Annotated in this window: 18 protein-coding genes; 16 read left to right on the top strand and 2 right to left on the bottom strand. The window is 71.0% G+C overall.

Annotated elements, in window-relative coordinates; translation table 11 throughout:
* The first annotated feature begins 275 nt into the window (after positions 1-275).
* From OXS49_RS28810 to phnE (OXS49_RS28780), 7 genes are all read left to right on the top strand, one after another.
* On the top strand, positions 276-1,424 hold the full coding sequence (locus OXS49_RS28810) for a ceramide glucosyltransferase (RefSeq protein ID WP_267428105.1): 1,149 nt from the start codon (positions 276-278) through the stop codon (positions 1,422-1,424).
* A gap of 32 nt (positions 1,425-1,456) precedes the next feature.
* Positions 1,457-2,143 carry a DUF1045 domain-containing protein gene (locus OXS49_RS28805; RefSeq protein ID WP_267428104.1) on the top strand — a complete coding sequence of 229 codons (687 nt, stop codon included), beginning with the start codon at positions 1,457-1,459 and terminating at the stop codon, positions 2,141-2,143.
* Positions 2,136-2,771: a chloramphenicol acetyltransferase gene (locus OXS49_RS28800; protein WP_267428103.1), complete on the top strand. Its 636-nt coding sequence runs from the start codon at positions 2,136-2,138 to the stop codon at positions 2,769-2,771. The genes OXS49_RS28805 and OXS49_RS28800 overlap by 8 nt, the downstream gene beginning before the upstream one ends.
* Before the next feature lie 111 nt (positions 2,772-2,882).
* Positions 2,883-3,722: a phosphonate ABC transporter ATP-binding protein gene (gene phnC / locus OXS49_RS28795; protein WP_244003942.1), complete on the top strand. Its 840-nt coding sequence runs from the start codon at positions 2,883-2,885 to the stop codon at positions 3,720-3,722.
* A gap of 95 nt (positions 3,723-3,817) precedes the next feature.
* Entirely contained in the window at positions 3,818-4,747 is a 930-nt protein-coding gene (phnD, locus tag OXS49_RS28790) for a phosphonate ABC transporter substrate-binding protein (RefSeq protein WP_267428102.1), read from the top strand.
* Between the two features lie 15 nt (positions 4,748-4,762).
* A complete protein-coding gene (gene phnE, locus OXS49_RS28785; protein ID WP_267428101.1) occupies positions 4,763-5,644 on the top strand; it encodes a phosphonate ABC transporter, permease protein PhnE in 882 nt (293 codons plus the stop codon).
* Positions 5,641-6,510, top strand: coding sequence for a phosphonate ABC transporter, permease protein PhnE (gene phnE / locus OXS49_RS28780; protein WP_244003947.1), 870 nt, complete (start codon positions 5,641-5,643; stop codon positions 6,508-6,510). Before phnE (OXS49_RS28785) ends, phnE (OXS49_RS28780) begins: the two co-directional genes overlap by 4 nt.
* Positions 6,511-6,579: 69 nt before the next feature.
* Here phnE (OXS49_RS28780) and phnF read toward each other — a convergent pair whose 3' ends face one another.
* Entirely contained in the window at positions 6,580-7,323 is a 744-nt protein-coding gene (gene phnF / locus OXS49_RS28775) for a phosphonate metabolism transcriptional regulator PhnF (protein ID WP_244003949.1), read from the bottom strand.
* 79 nt (positions 7,324-7,402) lie between these two features.
* Between phnF and phnG the strand changes: the two genes are divergently transcribed.
* From phnG to phnN, 9 genes are all read left to right on the top strand, one after another.
* A complete protein-coding gene (gene phnG / locus OXS49_RS28770) occupies positions 7,403-7,873 on the top strand; it encodes a phosphonate C-P lyase system protein PhnG (protein ID WP_267428100.1) in 471 nt (156 codons plus the stop codon).
* A 2-nt stretch (positions 7,874-7,875) separates the two neighbouring features.
* A complete protein-coding gene (phnH, locus tag OXS49_RS28765) occupies positions 7,876-8,463 on the top strand; it encodes a phosphonate C-P lyase system protein PhnH (RefSeq protein ID WP_267428099.1) in 588 nt (195 codons plus the stop codon).
* A 3-nt stretch (positions 8,464-8,466) separates the two neighbouring features.
* Positions 8,467-9,573, top strand: a complete 1,107-nt coding sequence (locus tag OXS49_RS28760; protein ID WP_267428098.1) for a carbon-phosphorus lyase complex subunit PhnI — start codon at positions 8,467-8,469, stop codon at positions 9,571-9,573.
* Between the two features lie 206 nt (positions 9,574-9,779).
* Positions 9,780-10,655, top strand: coding sequence for an alpha-D-ribose 1-methylphosphonate 5-phosphate C-P-lyase PhnJ (locus OXS49_RS28755; RefSeq protein ID WP_267428097.1), 876 nt, complete (start codon positions 9,780-9,782; stop codon positions 10,653-10,655).
* Positions 10,652-11,128 carry a GNAT family N-acetyltransferase gene (locus OXS49_RS28750; protein ID WP_267428096.1) on the top strand — a complete coding sequence of 159 codons (477 nt, stop codon included), beginning with the start codon at positions 10,652-10,654 and terminating at the stop codon, positions 11,126-11,128. Before OXS49_RS28755 ends, OXS49_RS28750 begins: the two co-directional genes overlap by 4 nt.
* Entirely contained in the window at positions 11,125-11,898 is a 774-nt protein-coding gene (phnK, locus tag OXS49_RS28745) for a phosphonate C-P lyase system protein PhnK (RefSeq protein WP_244003959.1), read from the top strand. The genes OXS49_RS28750 and phnK overlap by 4 nt, the downstream gene beginning before the upstream one ends.
* Positions 11,895-12,602, top strand: a complete 708-nt coding sequence (gene phnL / locus OXS49_RS28740; protein ID WP_267428095.1) for a phosphonate C-P lyase system protein PhnL — start codon at positions 11,895-11,897, stop codon at positions 12,600-12,602. The genes phnK and phnL overlap by 4 nt, the downstream gene beginning before the upstream one ends.
* A gap of 11 nt (positions 12,603-12,613) precedes the next feature.
* The gene (locus OXS49_RS28735) at positions 12,614-13,750 is read left to right on the top strand and encodes an alpha-D-ribose 1-methylphosphonate 5-triphosphate diphosphatase (RefSeq protein WP_267428093.1); all 1,137 of its coding nucleotides are present in this window, start codon (positions 12,614-12,616) and stop codon (positions 13,748-13,750) included.
* Positions 13,750-14,280: a phosphonate metabolism protein/1,5-bisphosphokinase (PRPP-forming) PhnN gene (gene phnN / locus OXS49_RS28730; protein WP_267428092.1), complete on the top strand. Its 531-nt coding sequence runs from the start codon at positions 13,750-13,752 to the stop codon at positions 14,278-14,280. Before OXS49_RS28735 ends, phnN begins: the two co-directional genes overlap by 1 nt.
* Before the next feature lie 315 nt (positions 14,281-14,595).
* Here the strand turns inward: phnN and OXS49_RS28725 are convergent, their stop codons facing one another.
* Positions 14,596-15,459: a porin family protein gene (locus OXS49_RS28725; protein WP_244003967.1), complete on the bottom strand. Its 864-nt coding sequence runs from the start codon at positions 15,457-15,459 to the stop codon at positions 14,596-14,598.
* Positions 15,460-15,845: the final 386 nt, after the last annotated feature.

The following is a 15,845-nucleotide window of genomic DNA, read 5'->3' as shown; positions in this document are numbered from 1 at the left end:
ACCTGCCCGATTCTGAGGACCTGCCCGACGGGAGCGCGGATGGCTCCCGTCTTGGTTTCGAAAGGTCGAGACCTTTCGCGGGTCCAGGGCAGAGCCCTGGTGACCATCTCAGGGCTCTGCCCTGAGCACCCGCCAAAGGGCTGAGCCCTTTGGAAACCCGGGATGCCAGGACGCGACGGGCCGGTGAATCCCGGCTCCATCCCGCGCGTGTCACACGACTGACGCGGTCCGGCCGTTAGCGACCGGGCCGCGCACGACGCTAAACGGGGACCCGCATGATTGACGCCACGGAGCCGGCTCTCGCCCTCGGCGCGCTTTTGTCCCTCGTCCAGATCGGCAGCATCGCCATCGCGGCCCGGCGCCTCGGCACGGTCCACGGGCCGTCGCGGTTTCCGGCCGGGGCGCCCGTCTCCCTGGTCCGCCCCCTGCGCGGCCTGGAAGCCTACAGCGAGGAGATGCTCACCCGGAGTTTCCGCCTCGACTATCCCGCCTACGAGCTGATCTTCTGCGTGGCCGACCCGGCCGATCCGATCGTGCCCCTGGTCGAGCGCCTGATCGCCGCCCACCCCCGGGTTCCGGCCCGCCTGATCCTCGGCGACGAGCGCGTGAGCGACAATCCCAAGCTGAACAACTGCCTGCGCGGCTGGCGCGCTGCCGCCCACGAGTGGGTGGTGCTCGCCGATTCCAACGTGGCCATGCCGCCGGATTACCTCCAGCGCCTCCAGGCAGCGTGGCGCGACGACACCGGCCTCGTCTGCTCGACCCCCGTGGGCGCCCGCCCCGGCAGCTTCATGGCCGAGGTGGAATGCGCCTTCCTCAACACCCTCCAGGCGCGCTGGCAATACGCCGCTGAGGCGTTCGGCCTGGGCTTCGCGCAGGGCAAGAGCATGCTCTGGCACAAGCCGTTCCTGGAGGCGCACGGTGGACTCCAGGCGCTTGCCGCCGAGATCGCCGAGGACGCGGCCGCCACCAAGCTCGTGCGGGCCGCCGGCAAGCGCGTCCACCTCGTGGCGAGCCCGTTCGAGCAGCCGCTGGGCCCGCGCGGGTTCCGGGAGGTCTGGGCGCGGCAGCTGCGCTGGGCTCGGCTGCGCCGGGTGACCTTCCCGCTGTTCTTCGCCCCCGAGATCGGCAGCGGCGTCCTGCTGCCGGCGCTGCTGCTGGCGCTCTGGGCCGGCAGCCTCGCCGGGCTCGTCGGCGCTGCATGCCTCGCGGCGCTGTGCTATGCCGCCGAGGTCGGGCTCGCGATCTGCGCCGGCTGGCGGCGCGCGCCCCGCATGCTGGCGGCCTTCCTGGTGCGCGATGCCCTGATCCCGGCGATCTGGTTGGGCGCCTGGGTGCAGAGCGCGATCGTGTGGCGCGGCAACGCCATGGATGTCCGCCCGCGCCGGGCCGCCGAGGCTCGGCCCTATGCGCCAACGGCCTGATCGCGGTCGCCCCGCGCCCCGGAGGTGAAGACGTGACGCGCCGCTATGCCCTGTATTGGCTGCCCACCCCGGGCTGCCCCCTGGAGGCCTTCGGCCGGAGCGTGCTCGGGTACGACACCGCCTCCGGGGAGGCGGTCGCACACCCGGCGGGACTGGGCGAGCTTGCTGCCGTCAACGCGGGGGCCCGGGTCTACGGCTTCCACGCGACGCTCAAGGCGCCGATGCGCCTTGCGCCGGGGGTAACGGAGGCCGATCTCGTCGTCGCCGCCCGCGGCCTCGCGACCGCCCACCCGCCGGTGGCGCTCGGGCCGCTGCGGGTTGCGGCCCTCGGGCGGTTCCTCGCCCTGGTGCCGGAGGCGCCGCCCCCGGAACTCGGCTTGCTCGCGGCCGAATGCGTGGCGGCCCTGGAGCCCCTACGGGCGCCGCTCACCGAGTCCGAACGCGCCAAGCGCCGGCCGGAGCGCCTGGATCCGCGCGGCCGCGCCCTGCTCGACCGCTGGGGCTATCCGCACGTGTTCGAGGCCTTCCGCTTCCACATGACCCTGACCGATGCCCTGCCGGAGCCCGATCGCGACGGCTGGCACCGCCGCCTCGCCGAGGCCTACGCCGCCTCGGGCCGGGAGCCGGTGACGATCGACGCGATCTGCCTCCTGACCCAGGATGCGGGCGGGCCGTTCCGGCTCCTGGCGCGCCTGCCCTTCGGTGCGTCCCATGGCTGAGGTTCCCAAGGTCTCTCCGCCCCTCGGCCTCGCACCCGCCATCGACCCCAGCGCCCGGGTCGGATCCTGCCGACTCGGCCGATACACCGAGATCGGCGCCCGCACCCGCCTGACCAAGACGAGCCTCGGCGATTATTCCTATATCGGCCAGGATGGCGAGGTGATCTACACGGCGATCGGCAAGTTCTGCTCGATCGCCGCCAGCGTGCGGATCAACCCGGGCAACCACCCGATGGAGCGCGCCTCGCAGGCCCACTTCACCTATCGGGCGCGTGCCTACTGGCCCGAGGAAGCGGACGAGCCGGCCTTCTTCGACCGGCGCCGGGCGAGCCCCGTTACGATCGGCCACGATGTCTGGATCGGCCACGGCGTGGTGGTCCTGCCCGGCCGAACCATCGGCACCGGTGCGGTGGTGGGGGCGGGCGCAATCGTCACGCGCGACGTCGCCCCCTACGCGATCGTGGTCGGCAACCCGGCCCGGCCGGTCCGGCGCCGGTTCCCCGAGGATATCGCCGCGCGGCTGGAGCGCCTCGCGTGGTGGGACTGGGACCACGAACGCCTGCGCCGTGCGCTTCCGGATTTCCGCGCCCTGTCGATCGAAGCATTCCTCGATCGATACGACACGTGAGGCCGCTATCGGGTAGATATCCTGCGCCGGCAAACAACATCGACATGTATTTGTCATCCAATCGTCGCGTAAGCAGCGTTTAGCTGCGGCCATTCCGCAGCGGATGGATGCATGCTCGTCATCGAGGATCTTACGCGCCAGTACGGTGACCGGCGTGCCGTGGACGGCGTCACGTTGCGAATCGAGCCGGGCAGCTTTGTCGGGGTGATCGGCCGGTCCGGCGCCGGCAAATCGACGTTGCTGCGCCTGATCAACCGGCTGGCGGACCCGGGTTCGGGCCGTATCCTCCACGACGGGCGCGACGTCACGGCCCTGAAGGGGCGGCATCTGCGAGAGTGGCGCACGCGCTGCGCCATGATCTTCCAGCAGTTCAATCTCGTCGGACGCCTCGATGTGATGACCAACGTGCTGATGGGGCGGCTCAGCCACGTGCCGAGCCATCGGGCCCTGCTGCGCCTGTGGTCCGACGAGGACCGGGCAATGGCGCTCGCGGCGCTGGACAGCTTCGACATGGGCGAGTTCGCCGGCCAGCGGGCCGACGGCTTGTCGGGCGGCCAGCAGCAGCGCGTGGCGATCGCCCGCGCCCTCGTGCAGGAGCCGCAGATCCTGCTGGCAGACGAGCCGGTGGCCTCCCTCGATCCGCGCAACACGCGCCTCGTGATGGACGCGCTCGCCGAGGTGAACCGGCGCTACGGCATAACCGTGCTGTGCAATCTGCACTCGCTCGACCTCGCGCGCGCCTATTGCGACCGCCTCGTCGGACTCGCGGCCGGCCGCGTGGTGTTCGAGGGCGGGCCGTTCGACCTGACCGAGGATGTGGCGCGCCGGCTCTACGGGCTGGAGGCCGGCGAGGTCTTGGACGATTCGGCCCAGCGGGAGGCGGAGCAGCGGGCGGCGCTGCCGGGCCGCGTTCCGGCCCGGCCAATCCGCGAGGCCGCCCTCGGCGCATGAATCGGGCCCCGGCCCCAAAACAAACGACAGATCGGGAAACGCCCGGCCGACCCAGAGGGCGGCCGAAGCCCGCACCAACGCCGAAGGACCGCACGATGATCACTCGACGCACCCTCGCCGCCGCCGCCGCGGCCCTCGCCCTGCTCGGCCTGCCGGCCGCCGCCCAGGATTGGAAGGCCAAGTATCCCGAGCTGACGCTGGCGGTCATCCCGGCGGAGAACGCCAGCGGCACCGTCGAGCGCTACACGCCGCTGGCGGGTTATCTGGGCAAGGCGCTCGGCGTGCCGGTGAAGCTGCGGGTGGCGAGCGACTACGCCGCGGTGATCGAGGGCCAGCGGGCCGGCAACATCCAGATCGGGTATTACGGCGCCGCCTCGCTCTCCCGCGCCGTCATGACCGGCGTGAAGATCGAGCCGGTCGCGAGCCCGAAGCACGAGACCGGCATCTCGGGCTACTATTCCGTGGTCTACGTGCTGGCCTCCAGCCCGTACCGGACGGTCGCCGATCTCAAGGACAAGAACCTCGCCCTGGTCGATCCGAACTCCACCTCGGGCAACCAGGCGCCGCGCTTCTTCCTGCGGCGGGCCGGCTACGATGTGGACAAGTTCTTCGGCAAGGTCTTCTTTGCCGGCAGCCACGAGAACGCCGTGCTGGCGCTGACCCAAGGCACCGCCGACGCGGCGGCGAACTTCTGGAATTCGGCGGCCGACAACAACCTCGCCCGCATGCTGACCAAGGGCATCGTCAAGGATGCCCAGGGGCGACCGATGACGAAGGACGACTTCCGGATCGTGTTCAAGTCCGATCTCCTGCCGGGGGATGCCTACGCCGTGCTGTCCAGCCTGCCGGACGACCTGAAGGCCAAGATCCGCGACGCACTCCTCGCCCTGCCGACCGCCGACAAGGCGGCCTTCGACCGGCTGTCGGACGGCAAGGATCTCGGCATCATCCCGGCGACGATCCAGGACTACCAGCCGGTCATCGACATGCTGCGGTTCAACGACGAGCAACGCAAGAAATCCTGATCCGGACCGTCGGCCTTGCGTAGCCTGACCAAGCTGCCGCCGGAGCGGGAAGCCGCCCTCTCCGGCCTCTACGGGGCGGCGACCGGCGCCGCGCGCCGCCGCACGCTCGCGGGCTTTGCACTCATGGCGGTGCTCGCCGTGCTGGCGGGGCTCGTCGCCGAGGTGCGGCCGCTGACCTTCGCCGAGAACATCGGCAAGTTCACCGCCTACATCCGGCAGATCCTGCCGCCGGTCGGCCTCGACCACCCGGTCGCCGACCTGCGCGAGTGGTACTGGGGCCTGTCCGGCTGGCTGGCGCTGCTGGGCGAGACCCTGCTGATGGCCTATCTCGGCACGTTGCTCGGGGGGCTCGCGGGGTTCGTCCTCAGCTTCGCCGCCTCCGCCAACCTCATGCGGTCGCGCGTGCTGCGTCTGCTGACCACGCGCTTCCTGGAGGTCTGCCGCACCGTCCCGGACATCGTGTTCGCGCTGATCTTCGTGATCGCCTTCGGCCTCGGCCCGATGGTTGGCGTGCTGGCCATCGCGATCCACACCACGGGGGCGCTGGGCAAGCTGTTCTCCGAGGTGGTCGAGAACATCGACATGCGCCCCGTCGAGGGTCTGTCCGCCGCGGGCGCCACCTGGGTCGAGACGGTGCGCTTCGCAGTGCTGCCACAGGTTCTGTCGAACTTTGCCTCCTACGGGCTGCTGCGGTTCGAGATCAACGTGCGCGGGGCGGCCGTTCTCGGCTTCGTCGGCGCGGGCGGTATCGGCCAGGAGTTCCTGGGCGCGATTCGCAATTTCTACTACGCGGATGTGAGTGCGATCCTCGTGCTGATCATCCTGACGGTGTTCTGCATCGACCTCGTTACCGAGCAGGTCCGCCACCGGTTGATCGGCCCGGAGAGCCCCCGATGAGCGCGGCCCGTACCGGAAATCTTCGGGCTGAGGCGCAGGACAATCTCGCGCGGCTGCGCGGTCGCTATCCGGCGCAGTTTCGGGTGGATTGGGCCGCACGGGCCCGGTTCGGCCTCGGGCTCGGTGTCCTGATCGGCCTTGCCGCCCTGGCATGCTGGCGCCTCGACGTTTCCATGGCGCGGATCCTCAACGGCCTCGGGCGGCTCGGCTCCTTTGCGGTGCTGATGCTGCCGCCGTCCCCGGAGGGCCATCTCTGGACCTTCCTGCACGCGCTCGGCGAGACGCTGGGCATCGCGTTTGTTGGCACTCTGACGGCGGCGATCCTGGCCTTCCCGGTCGCGTTTTTGGCGGCGCGCAACGTCGTGTCCAACCCGTTCGCGCATTTCGCCGTGCGGCGCGGTCTCGACGTGATGCGCTCGGTCGACGTGCTGATCTGGGCGCTGATCTGGATCAACGTCGTGGGCTTGGGCCCCTTCGCGGGGGCACTCGCCATCGCGTGCTCGGATTTCGGGGCTCTCGGCAAGCTGTTCTCGGAGGCGATCGAGACCTGCGACCGGCGCCCCGGCGAGGGCGTCGTCGCCTCGGGCGGCTCCAGCCTGCACCGGATCCGCTTCGGGCTGATCCCCGGGGTGCTGCCGGTTCTGGCGAGCCAAGTGCTGTACTTCTTCGAATCGAACACCCGTTCGGCGACGATCATCGGCATCGTCGGCGCAGGTGGCATCGGCCAATACCTGACCGAGCTGATCCGCGTGCTGGAACTGCAGCAGGTCGCCTTCCTGGTGCTGATGATCCTCGTCACCGTGGCGGCGATCGACTGGGTCTCGACCCGGCTCCGGCGGGCACTCATCGGGCCGGCGGCGCGCTGAGCCGGTCATGGTTTCCAAAGGGACTCGTCCCTTTGGGACCCCGTCATGCAGACTGACACGCTCCGGCCCTCAGCCGCCGATCACCAGCTCCACCCGGTCGGCGGCGAACAGGGTCCGGTTCGCCTGGATCGGCACGCCCGCGGGATCGATATTGACGCTCGACACCACCAGCACGACCCGCCCCGGCGCGATGTCGAGCCGCGCCGCCTCCTGGGCCTCGGCCGGGCGGGCGTGGATGCGTGTCGAGAGCCGCGTGTAGTCGTGGACGCCGCAGGCCGCGAGCGCCCGGGTGATCGAGCCGCGCTCGGCATAGGCCTCGGCGAAGCCCGCAAAGCGCGGCAACGGTACCCAGGTCAGCGAGGTGGAGAGTGGCGCGTCGTCGGCCCGGTGGACCGTCAGCAGTTCCAGCACCGGCGCGCCGGGGGCGATGGCCAGCGCCGCCGCCGGCTCGGGCGCGGCTGCGACGGTGGCCGAGGCGATGAGATCGCCCCAGGCTTCCCGGCCGGCCTCGGCGACGATCTCCGAGAAGCGGGTGCGCGGCCCGATCGGGTAGGCGAGCCGCGGCTCCTCCACGAAGGTGCCGCGGCCCTGGCTGGCGCGCACGAGGCCGCCCTCGGCCAGAGCGGCGAGCGCCCGGCGTACGGTGTGCCGGTTCACCGCGAAGCGCGCCGCGAGCGCCGCCTCGGTGGGCAGTTGCTGGCCGGGCGCGTATCGCCCCGCCGCGATATCGGCCGTGAGGGTGTCGGCGATCTGCCGCCACGCCGTCAGCCCTTCGCCCCGGACGAGGCCGGGCGCCTGTGCCTCTGCATCCATCCTGTCATCCAAACTTCATTTGTCCGGCGCGCGCCAGTTGTCTATAGATCTATACAACGACGCGACGGAGGGATTCGCGATGACCCCGAACCCGGCAGGCTCTGAACCCGGACCCGAGATCGTGGCCCGACAGGCCGTGATGGCCCTGTGCGCCGACGCCAGCCGAACTGAATTGGAAGTCGCGCTGACGCGGCTTGATGTCCCCGCTGCCGAGGACTTGCGCGCGCCAGAGACCGGCCTCGTGATGGCCACCGGCCGGATCGGCGGCGATGGGCGCCCGTTCCATGTCGGCGAGGTCAGCGTCACCCGGGCGGCGATCCGTCTGGCGGATGGGGGTACGGGATTCGCCTACCATCTCGGCCGCGACCGGACGAAGGCGCGCCTCGCCGCGATCCTCGACGCGCTCTGGCAGGATCCGGCGCGACGCGCCCACGTCGCGGCCGCCCTGGCGGATGCCGCCAACCGGGCCGAGGCGGATCGCCGGAAGGCGGCGCGGCAGACTGCCGCCACGCGGGTCGAGTTCCTGACCGTCGCCCGTGGGGAGGATTGAGCATGCTCGCACCCGGCTTCGCCGATCCCGTCCACGACGCGCAGGCGACGTTCCGCGCCGTGATGGATGCCCTCGCCCGGCCGGGGCTGCCACGGACGCTCACCCCGGGCCTGAATCCGCCGGCGCCGCTGACCCCGGAACTCGCCGCCGTCGCGCTCACCCTGGCCGACGCCGACACGCCGGTCTGGCTCGATGCGGGGCTCGCGGCGTCGCCCGCGGTCGGCGCCTACCTGCGCTTCCACACCGGCGCTCCCCTCACGGAGGATCCGGCCGCGGCCGCCTTCGCGCTGATCAGCGATCCGGCGCGCTGCCCGCCGCTCGACGCCTTCGCCCCCGGTACGCCGGCCTATCCCGACACCTCCACCACCCTGGTGTTCGCCCTGGAAACGATCACCGCGGGGGAGGGGCTGTGCCTCACCGGGCCGGGCATCCGCGGCACTGCCCGCGTCGCGCTGGCGCCGCTGCCGGAGGGCTTCGTCGCGCTGCTCGCCGGGAACCGCGCGGATTTCCCCCTCGGCGTCGACCTGATCCTGACCGCTCCCGGCCGCGTCGCCGGGCTGCCGCGCTCCACTGCCGCCACGGAGAGCTGACCCATGTATGTGGCCGTCAAAGGCGGCGAGGCCGCCATCGACAACGCTCACCGGCTGCTCGCCGAGGCGCGCCGGGGCGACACCTCCGTGCCGGAACTGTCCGTGACGCAGATCCGCGAGCAGATGGCGCTGCTGGTCGACCGGGTGATGACCGAGGGCTCGCTCTACGACCCCGATCTCGCGGCGCTCGCCCTGAAGCAGGCCCGCGGCGACCTGGTCGAGGCGGTGTTCCTGGTCCGCGCCTATCGGACGACTCTGCCGCGCTTCGGCGCCTCCGTGCCGCTCGAGACTGGCGCCATGGCGGTGGCCCGCCGGGTCTCGGCGACCTTCAAGGACCTGCCGGGCGGGCAGGTGCTCGGGCCGACCTTCGACTACACGCATCGGTTGATCGACTTCGCGCTGGCCGCGGAGGGTGGGACCGAGACCGCCGCCGAGGCCGAGCCCCGCGCCGATGCCGCGCTCTGTCCGCGGGTCACAGACCTGCTGGCCCAGGACGGGCTGATCGAGGCTTCGCCGCCGGACGAGGGCGCCCCCGTGGGCGACCTCACCCGTGAGCCCGTGGATTACCCGGCCGACCGGGCCCTGCGTCTCCAGGCGCTCGCCCGGGGCGACGAGGGCTTCGTCCTCGGTCTCGCCTACTCGACCCAGCGGGGTTACGGCCGCACCCACCCGTTCGTGGGCGAGATCCGGGTCGGCGAGGTGGCCGTGGAGTTCGTGCCCGAGGAGTTGGGCTTCGCGGTGCCGCTCGGCCGGGTGCAGCTCACCGAGTGCCAGATGGTCAACCAGTTCAAGGGTTCGGGCGCGGCGCCGCCGCAATTCACCCGAGGCTACGGGCTGAGCTTCGGCCAGAGCGAGCGCAAGGCCATGGCGATGGCGCTGGTCGACCGGGCGCTGCGCGCCGAGGAGCTCGGCGAGCCGGTGGTAAGCCCGGCGCAGGACCAGGAATTCGTTCTGGCCCATTGCGACAGCCTGCAGGCGACCGGCTTCGTCGAGCACCTCAAGCTGCCCCACTACGTCGACTTCCAGGCGGAGCTGGAGCTGGTTCGCCGGCTAAGGGCTGAATTCGAGCACAGATCCGAGCCCGTCGAGATGCAGGAGGCCGCGGAATGAGCGGGACACAGACTTTCCCCTCTCCCCGCGCGCGGGGAGAGGGCCGCGGCGACCTCGTTGTCGACGCGGCAAGCCCGAAGGGCGAGGGTGAGGGGGAGTTTCCGGGTCGGGCGCCTCCGTCGGCGCCCCCTCACCTTCGGCTGCCGCCTCGTTTCGCCGACGACGAGGTCGGCAAAACCCTCTCCCCGCAGGCGGGGAGAGGGGATGTGAACCCGACGTCCCAGCAGCAATCCGGCTACAACTTCGCCTATCTCGACGAGGGCACGAAGCGGATGATCCGCCGGGCCATCCTCAAGGCGATCGCGGTGCCGGGCTATCAGGTGCCGTTCGCCTCCCGCGAGATGCCGATGCCTTATGGCTGGGGCACCGGCGGCGTGCAGGTGACGGCCGCGATCCTTGGCCGGGCGGACGTGCTCAAGGTCATCGACCAGGGCGCCGACGATACCACCAATGCGGTCTCGATCCGCCGGTTCTTCGCCAAGACCTCCGGGGTGGCCACCACCACCCGCACCGCGGAGGCGACGGTGATCCAGACCCGCCACCGCATCCCCGAGACGCCGCTCACCGAGGGCCAGACCCTGGTCTATCAGGTGCCGATTCCCGAGCCCCTGCGCTACCTCGAACCGCGCGAGACCGAGACCCGCCAGCTCCACGCGCTCGCCGAGTACGGGGCCATGCACGTGAAGCTCTACGAGGATATCAGCCGGCACGGGCACATCGCCACCACCTACGCCTACCCGGTGGAGGTCGCCGGCCGCTACGTGATGGACCCGTCGCCGACGCCGAAATTCGACAACCCCAAGATGGACGACTGCCCGGCGCTTCAGCTGTTCGGCGCGGGGCGCGAGCGGCGGATCTACGCGGTGCCGCCCTACACGCGCGTGCGCAGCCTCGACTTCGAGGACCATCCGTTCCGGGTGCAGGAATTTACGCACCCGTGCGCGCTGTGCGGGGCCGAGGGCGTCTATCTCGACGAGGTGCTGCTCGACGATGCCGGGCGGCGGATGTTCGTGTGCTCGGACACCGACCATTGCGAGGGGCGCCGCGCGGACGGGCATGTCGGCACGGGAGACGCGATATGACCGGTCTCACGGTCCGCCGGGCCGGGACGCCCGACCTCCCGGCTGTCCTCGACCTCTACGCCGCGCTGAACAGCGGGCGGGTGGCCACCCTGGAGCAGGCTGAGGCGCTCCTCGACCGGCTCAAGACGGCCTACCCCGATTACGGACTCTACGTGGCCGAGGTCGATGGCGCGGTCGTCGGCACCTTCTGCCTCATCATCCTCGACAACATCGCCCATTGGGGCATGCCCTCGGCGCTGGTCGAGAGCGTCGTGGTCTCGTCCGAGCAGCGCGGCGGCGGACTCGGCCGGGCGATGATGCACGAGGCGTTCCGCCTCGCCCAGGCGCGGGGCTGCTACAAGCTCGCTTTGTCGTCGAACGTCGATGCCAAGCCGGCGCATGTCTTCTACGAGCGCCTCGGCTTCGAGCGCTACGGCTACAGCTTCCGCCTCGATCCCCCCTTTCTGCCCAGCGCCGAAGAGGTGACCCGATGACCGAACCGTTGCTTCAGGTCCGCGGCCTGACCAAGCGCTACGGCCCCCGCCTCGCCTGCGCCGACGTTTCGTTCGATCTCGTCCCCGGCGAGGTGCTGGCGATCGTGGGCGAATCCGGCTCCGGCAAGTCGACGCTGCTCTCCTTGATCGCCACCGAGCTGGCCCCGGATTCCGGGACGGTGTCGTACCGGATGCGGGATGGGGCGCTGCGCGACCTCGCCGGCCTGAGCGAGGCCGGGCGCCGGGCGCTGATGCGCACCGACTGGGGCTTCGTGCGCCAGGACGCGACGCGGGGCCTGCGCATGGCGGTCTCGGCCGGCGGCAATGTCGGCGAGCGCCTGATGGGGCTCGGCGAGCGCCATTACGGTCGGATCCGCGCCCAGGCCACCGACTGGCTCGGCCGGGTGGAGATCGATGCCGGCCGGATCGACGACCCGCCGAGCCAGTTCTCGGGCGGGATGCGCCAGCGCCTGCAGATCGCCCGCAACCTCGTCACGGGTCCGCGCCTCGTGCTGATGGACGAGCCGACCTCGGGTCTCGACGTCTCGGTCCAGGCCCGGCTCCTCGACCTGATCCGTCGGCTCTCGGCCGAACTCGGGCTCGCCGTGATCATCGTGACCCACGATCTCGCGGTGGCGCGGCTACTCTCGCACCGGATCGCCGTGATGCGGGCCGGCCGCGTCATCGAGACCGGCCTGACCGACCGGGTGCTCGACGATCCCGAGCACGCCTACACCCAGCTCCTCGTCTCCTCGGTGCTTGCCGCATGACCGCGCTCCTCACCTTCCAGGACGTCGCCAAGAGCTTCACCCTGCATCTGCGCGACGGGGTGGTGCTGCCGGTGGTTGGCGGCGTCAGCTTGGCCGTGGAACCCGGCGAGTGCGTTGTGCTGGGCGGCCCGTCCGGAGCCGGCAAATCTTCGCTCCTCAAGATGGCCTACGGCAATTATCGCTGCGACGGCGGCGCCATCTTGGTCCGCGACGGCGACACGATCGTCGACGTGGTACAGGCCGATCCGCGGGCGGTGCTGGCGCTCCGGGCGCGGGTGATCGCCTACGTGTCGCAATTCCTGCGGGTGATCCCGCGGGTCTCGGCCCTCGACGTGGTCGAGGCGGCCGGCCGGGAGGGCGGCCTCGACCAAGCGGCGGCGCGCACCCGCGCACAGGATCTGCTCGCCCGGCTCAACCTGCCCGAACGGCTCTGGGGCCTGCCGCCCGCGACCTTCTCGGGCGGAGAGCAGCAGCGGGTCAACATCGCCCGGGGCCTGATCGCCGACCGGCCGCTGCTGCTGCTCGACGAGCCGACCGCCTCCCTCGACGCGCAGAACCGCGCCGTGGTGGCCGATCTCGTGCGCGAGAAGCTGACAGGGGGCGCCGGCGTGCTCGGCATCTTCCACGACAGCGAGATGCGCGATGCTGTGGCGACTCGGGTGGTCGACGTCACCCATTTCGCGCCGCGCGCCCGGGCAGCCTGAGGACGGAGACGATGGACGACTTCATCATCGAGAACGCGACCCTGGTCCTGCCCGACCGGGTGCAGCGCGGCTGGCTCGCGGTTTCCGACGGGGCGATCGCCGAGATCGGCGAGGGCCGCCCGCCTGCCCGCGGCCTCGATCTCGGCGGCGACCACCTGATCCCCGGGTTGATCGAACTGCACACCGACCATCTGGAGAGCCATTACGCGCCGCGTCCGAAGGTCCGCTGGCACCCGCTCGGCGCGGTGCTGGCCTACGACGCGCAGATCACCGCCTCGGGCATCACCACGGTGTTCGATTCGCTGCGTGCCGGCAGCGATCCGGATGGCAGCGGCCTCGGCTCCGAGCTGGAGCAGCTTGCGGGCGCCATCGCCACCGCCCGCGCCCAGGATCTGTTCCGGGCCGAGCATTTCACGCATCTGCGCTGCGAACTGCCCTCCGCGGACGTGCTCGACACGGTGGCGGCTTTCACGGCCCGCTACCCCGTGGGCCTGATCTCGCTGATGGACCACACCCCGGGCCAGCGGCAGTTCCGCGACATGGAGAAATACTACACCTACGCCACCCGCGGCGGCCGGCCGATGGAAGAGATCCGCGCCAACACCGAGCGCAAGATCCGCGACGGCCAGGCGCTCAACGCGCAGAATCGCCCGGCCCTCGTCCAGTTCGCCCGCGAGATGAACATCCCGCTGGCGAGCCACGACGACACCACCCTGGCGGATGTCGAACTCGCGGTCGGCGAGGGCGTGCGGCTCGCCGAGTTCCCCACCACCCGGGAGGCGGCCGAGGCCGCCCACGGCCAGGGCCTCACCGTGATGATGGGCGCGCCCAACCTGATCCGCGGCGGCTCGCATTCGGGCAACGTCGCCGCCCTGGCGCTCGCCGAGGCCGGGCACCTCGACATCCTGTCGTCGGATTACGTGCCGGCGAGCCTGCTGATGGCGGCCTTCCTGCTGCCCGGGCAGGCGCCGGACATCACCCTGCCGGAGGCGCTCGCCACCGTGACGGCGAACCCGGCCCGCGCCACCGGCCTGACCGACCGCGGCGCCCTGGCGCCGGGGCTGCGGGCCGATCTCGTGCGGGTGCAACTGGCCGAGGGCGTGCCGGTGGTCCGCGAGGTCTGGCGCACCGGCCGGCGGGTCGCCTGATGTCGGGCGGCCTCGTCCTCGTTGTCGGGCCGAGCGGAGCCGGCAAGGACACGCTGATCCGGCTGGCGCGGGCGACACTCGCCGACGATCCCCGCTACGTCTTCCCGCGTCGCCTCGTCACGCGGCCCCCCTCGGCGGACGAGGACAACGACGAGATCGAAGAGGCCGCCTTCGCGGACGGCTGCACGGCGGGCCGCTTCACCCTGCACTGGCGCGCCCACGGCCTCGGCTACGCCATCCCGGCGGAGGCCGGCCGTCTGGCGCAGGCGGGCCACGTGGTGGTCTGCAACGTGTCCCGGCGGGTCGTGGCGCAGGCCCGCGCCGCCGGGCCGCCCGTGAGCGTCGTGGAGATCACGGCGCCGCCCGAGATCCTGATGCAGCGCCTCGCCGCAAGGGGCCGGGCCGAGGACGGCGACCTCGCCGCACGGCTTGCGCGGGAGGTGCCGGTCGCGGCGGATCTGCGGATTCTCAACGTGGGTGCGCCGGAGACCGGCGCAGAGCGCCTGACGGCGCATCTGCGCGCCTGTTGAGCCGCCCGCCCGCGGGATCCACCGGGATGGGGCTTACAGGGCACGCCGCTTTCCCGGACGGGTGGAGCCAAGGTGGAACCCGATCCGGGAATCAGCACAGGACTCGCCGCGTCAGCGGCACAGATTGACCAAGATCGACGCTGCGCGGTGTTTCGTGTGGGATCCCGGGTCGCATTCCGCCGGCGCTGCATGCCCCCGGGAAAAGGGCGGCGCTCGACAAGGCGCGCCGCTCGGGCATGAAAAAAGGCGCGTGCCGTCTCCGGCACGCGCCCGCTCGGTCGCCCGGGGCAGGAGCCCCGGGCATCGCTGGGAAGACTAGAAGCCGCCGAACTTGTAGTTGAAGCCAGCGCGGACGATGCTGCCTTCCGTGCGGAAGCGCGAGATGTAGGAGCCGGTACCGACGCCCGGGACGGCGGCGACCAGCACGCTCTGGCTGCCGAGATCGTAGTGCAGGTACTCGGCCTTCACGGTGATGGCGTCGTACTTGATGCCGAGGTAGCGGCCCAGCGCGAAGGTGTTCAGGAAGCTGTCAGTCGGCAGCGCGAACTCGATGCCGCCGCCGTAGGCGAAGCCGGTCTTGAAGTCGTCGTAGCGGCCAGCGAACTGCAGGGCGCCGCCGGGGGTGTAGAAGTTGGCGTCGTGGAACACGTTGCCGTAGGCGAGGCCGCCCATCCCGTAGACCAGGACCCGATCGAACGCGTAGCCGGCGCGACCCGTGAGGGTGCCGAGCCAGTCGAGGCTCTGGCGGAACTGGCTGAGGTTCGGCGGGCCGCCGGCGACGTTGCCGGTGCCGAGCACGACCCGGTTCTTGGTGATGTCGGTCCAGTCGATGCTGTTGGCGATACCGACCACGATGCCGGAGCCGGGCGTGAACTGGTAGTTGTAGCCGGCGGTGCCGCCGATGTTGGCGAAGCCATCCTGCGAGGTCGAGGTCAGGCCCGGGCGGCGGCCGAGCGCCACGTTGTTGGCGTTGCCCGGCAGGACACCGGCGGTGGTGATGCGCTCGCGATCGGTGAAGGTGTAGGCCGACTCGAGGCCGGCGTAGAAGCCCGTCCAGGTGAAGACCGGAACCGGCGTGAAGACCGGCGGCGGCGCGGCGCGGCGCGGCAGGTCGGCGGCCGAGGCGGCCGTCGTGACCAGGGCGGTCGCAGCGGTGGCGAGGAGGAGCTTCTTCATCATGGTTGCGGGGTCCAGGCTTGTGCGTTGTTGAACGCACTTAAGCGCGGCGGCACAGATCCCGCTATGCCTCCGCTGCCACAGTGTGGCTCGAAAGTGTCTGATGGATTTCTGGAGACTGATAATTCCACGATCAAGACACGGCGTTGGCGCTTGACAGTCGAGGCGGTCGCAGGTCCCCGCCGCCCCCGGGACCTTGATCCGGGCCGGCCGACCCTCTAATCGGACCGCGTTTTGCGCCCCTGTCCGAGGTCGGGGCGGCCGATCAGGATCCGGGGCTCCGCACGGTCCCCGCCGCAGGAATGGGAATCATGGGCAAGGAAAAGTTCTCCCGCACCAAGCCGCACTGCAACATTGGGACGATCGGGCACGTGGATCACGGCAAGACA

This window comes from Methylobacterium sp. GC_Met_2 (assembly GCF_026540795.1).
In the GTDB taxonomy this organism is placed as follows: Bacteria; Pseudomonadota; Alphaproteobacteria; order Rhizobiales; family Beijerinckiaceae; genus Methylobacterium.
The sequence above is the reverse complement of the archived record's forward strand: the minus strand, read 5'-3'. Positions and strand labels throughout refer to the sequence as shown.

Excerpts from the sequence above, each read along its gene's own strand:
- OXS49_RS28810 (WP_267428105.1), top strand. The coding sequence starts at position 276 with ATGATTGACGCCACGGAGCCGGCTCTCGCCCTCGGCGCGCTTTTGTCC.
- OXS49_RS28800 (WP_267428103.1), top strand. The coding sequence starts at position 2,136 with ATGGCTGAGGTTCCCAAGGTCTCTCCGCCCCTCGGCCTCGCACCCGCC.
- phnC (WP_244003942.1), top strand. The coding sequence starts at position 2,883 with ATGCTCGTCATCGAGGATCTTACGCGCCAGTACGGTGACCGGCGTGCC.
- phnD (WP_267428102.1), top strand. The coding sequence starts at position 3,818 with ATGATCACTCGACGCACCCTCGCCGCCGCCGCCGCGGCCCTCGCCCTG.
- phnE (WP_244003947.1), top strand. The coding sequence starts at position 5,641 with ATGAGCGCGGCCCGTACCGGAAATCTTCGGGCTGAGGCGCAGGACAAT.
- phnF (WP_244003949.1), bottom strand. The coding sequence starts at position 7,323 with ATGGATGCAGAGGCACAGGCGCCCGGCCTCGTCCGGGGCGAAGGGCTG.
- phnG (WP_267428100.1), top strand. The coding sequence starts at position 7,403 with ATGACCCCGAACCCGGCAGGCTCTGAACCCGGACCCGAGATCGTGGCC.
- phnH (WP_267428099.1), top strand. The coding sequence starts at position 7,876 with ATGCTCGCACCCGGCTTCGCCGATCCCGTCCACGACGCGCAGGCGACG.
- OXS49_RS28760 (WP_267428098.1), top strand. The coding sequence starts at position 8,467 with ATGTATGTGGCCGTCAAAGGCGGCGAGGCCGCCATCGACAACGCTCAC.
- OXS49_RS28750 (WP_267428096.1), top strand. The coding sequence starts at position 10,652 with ATGACCGGTCTCACGGTCCGCCGGGCCGGGACGCCCGACCTCCCGGCT.
- phnK (WP_244003959.1), top strand. The coding sequence starts at position 11,125 with ATGACCGAACCGTTGCTTCAGGTCCGCGGCCTGACCAAGCGCTACGGC.
- phnL (WP_267428095.1), top strand. The coding sequence starts at position 11,895 with ATGACCGCGCTCCTCACCTTCCAGGACGTCGCCAAGAGCTTCACCCTG.
- OXS49_RS28735 (WP_267428093.1), top strand. The coding sequence starts at position 12,614 with ATGGACGACTTCATCATCGAGAACGCGACCCTGGTCCTGCCCGACCGG.
- phnN (WP_267428092.1), top strand. The coding sequence starts at position 13,750 with ATGTCGGGCGGCCTCGTCCTCGTTGTCGGGCCGAGCGGAGCCGGCAAG.
- OXS49_RS28725 (WP_244003967.1), bottom strand. The coding sequence starts at position 15,459 with ATGATGAAGAAGCTCCTCCTCGCCACCGCTGCGACCGCCCTGGTCACG.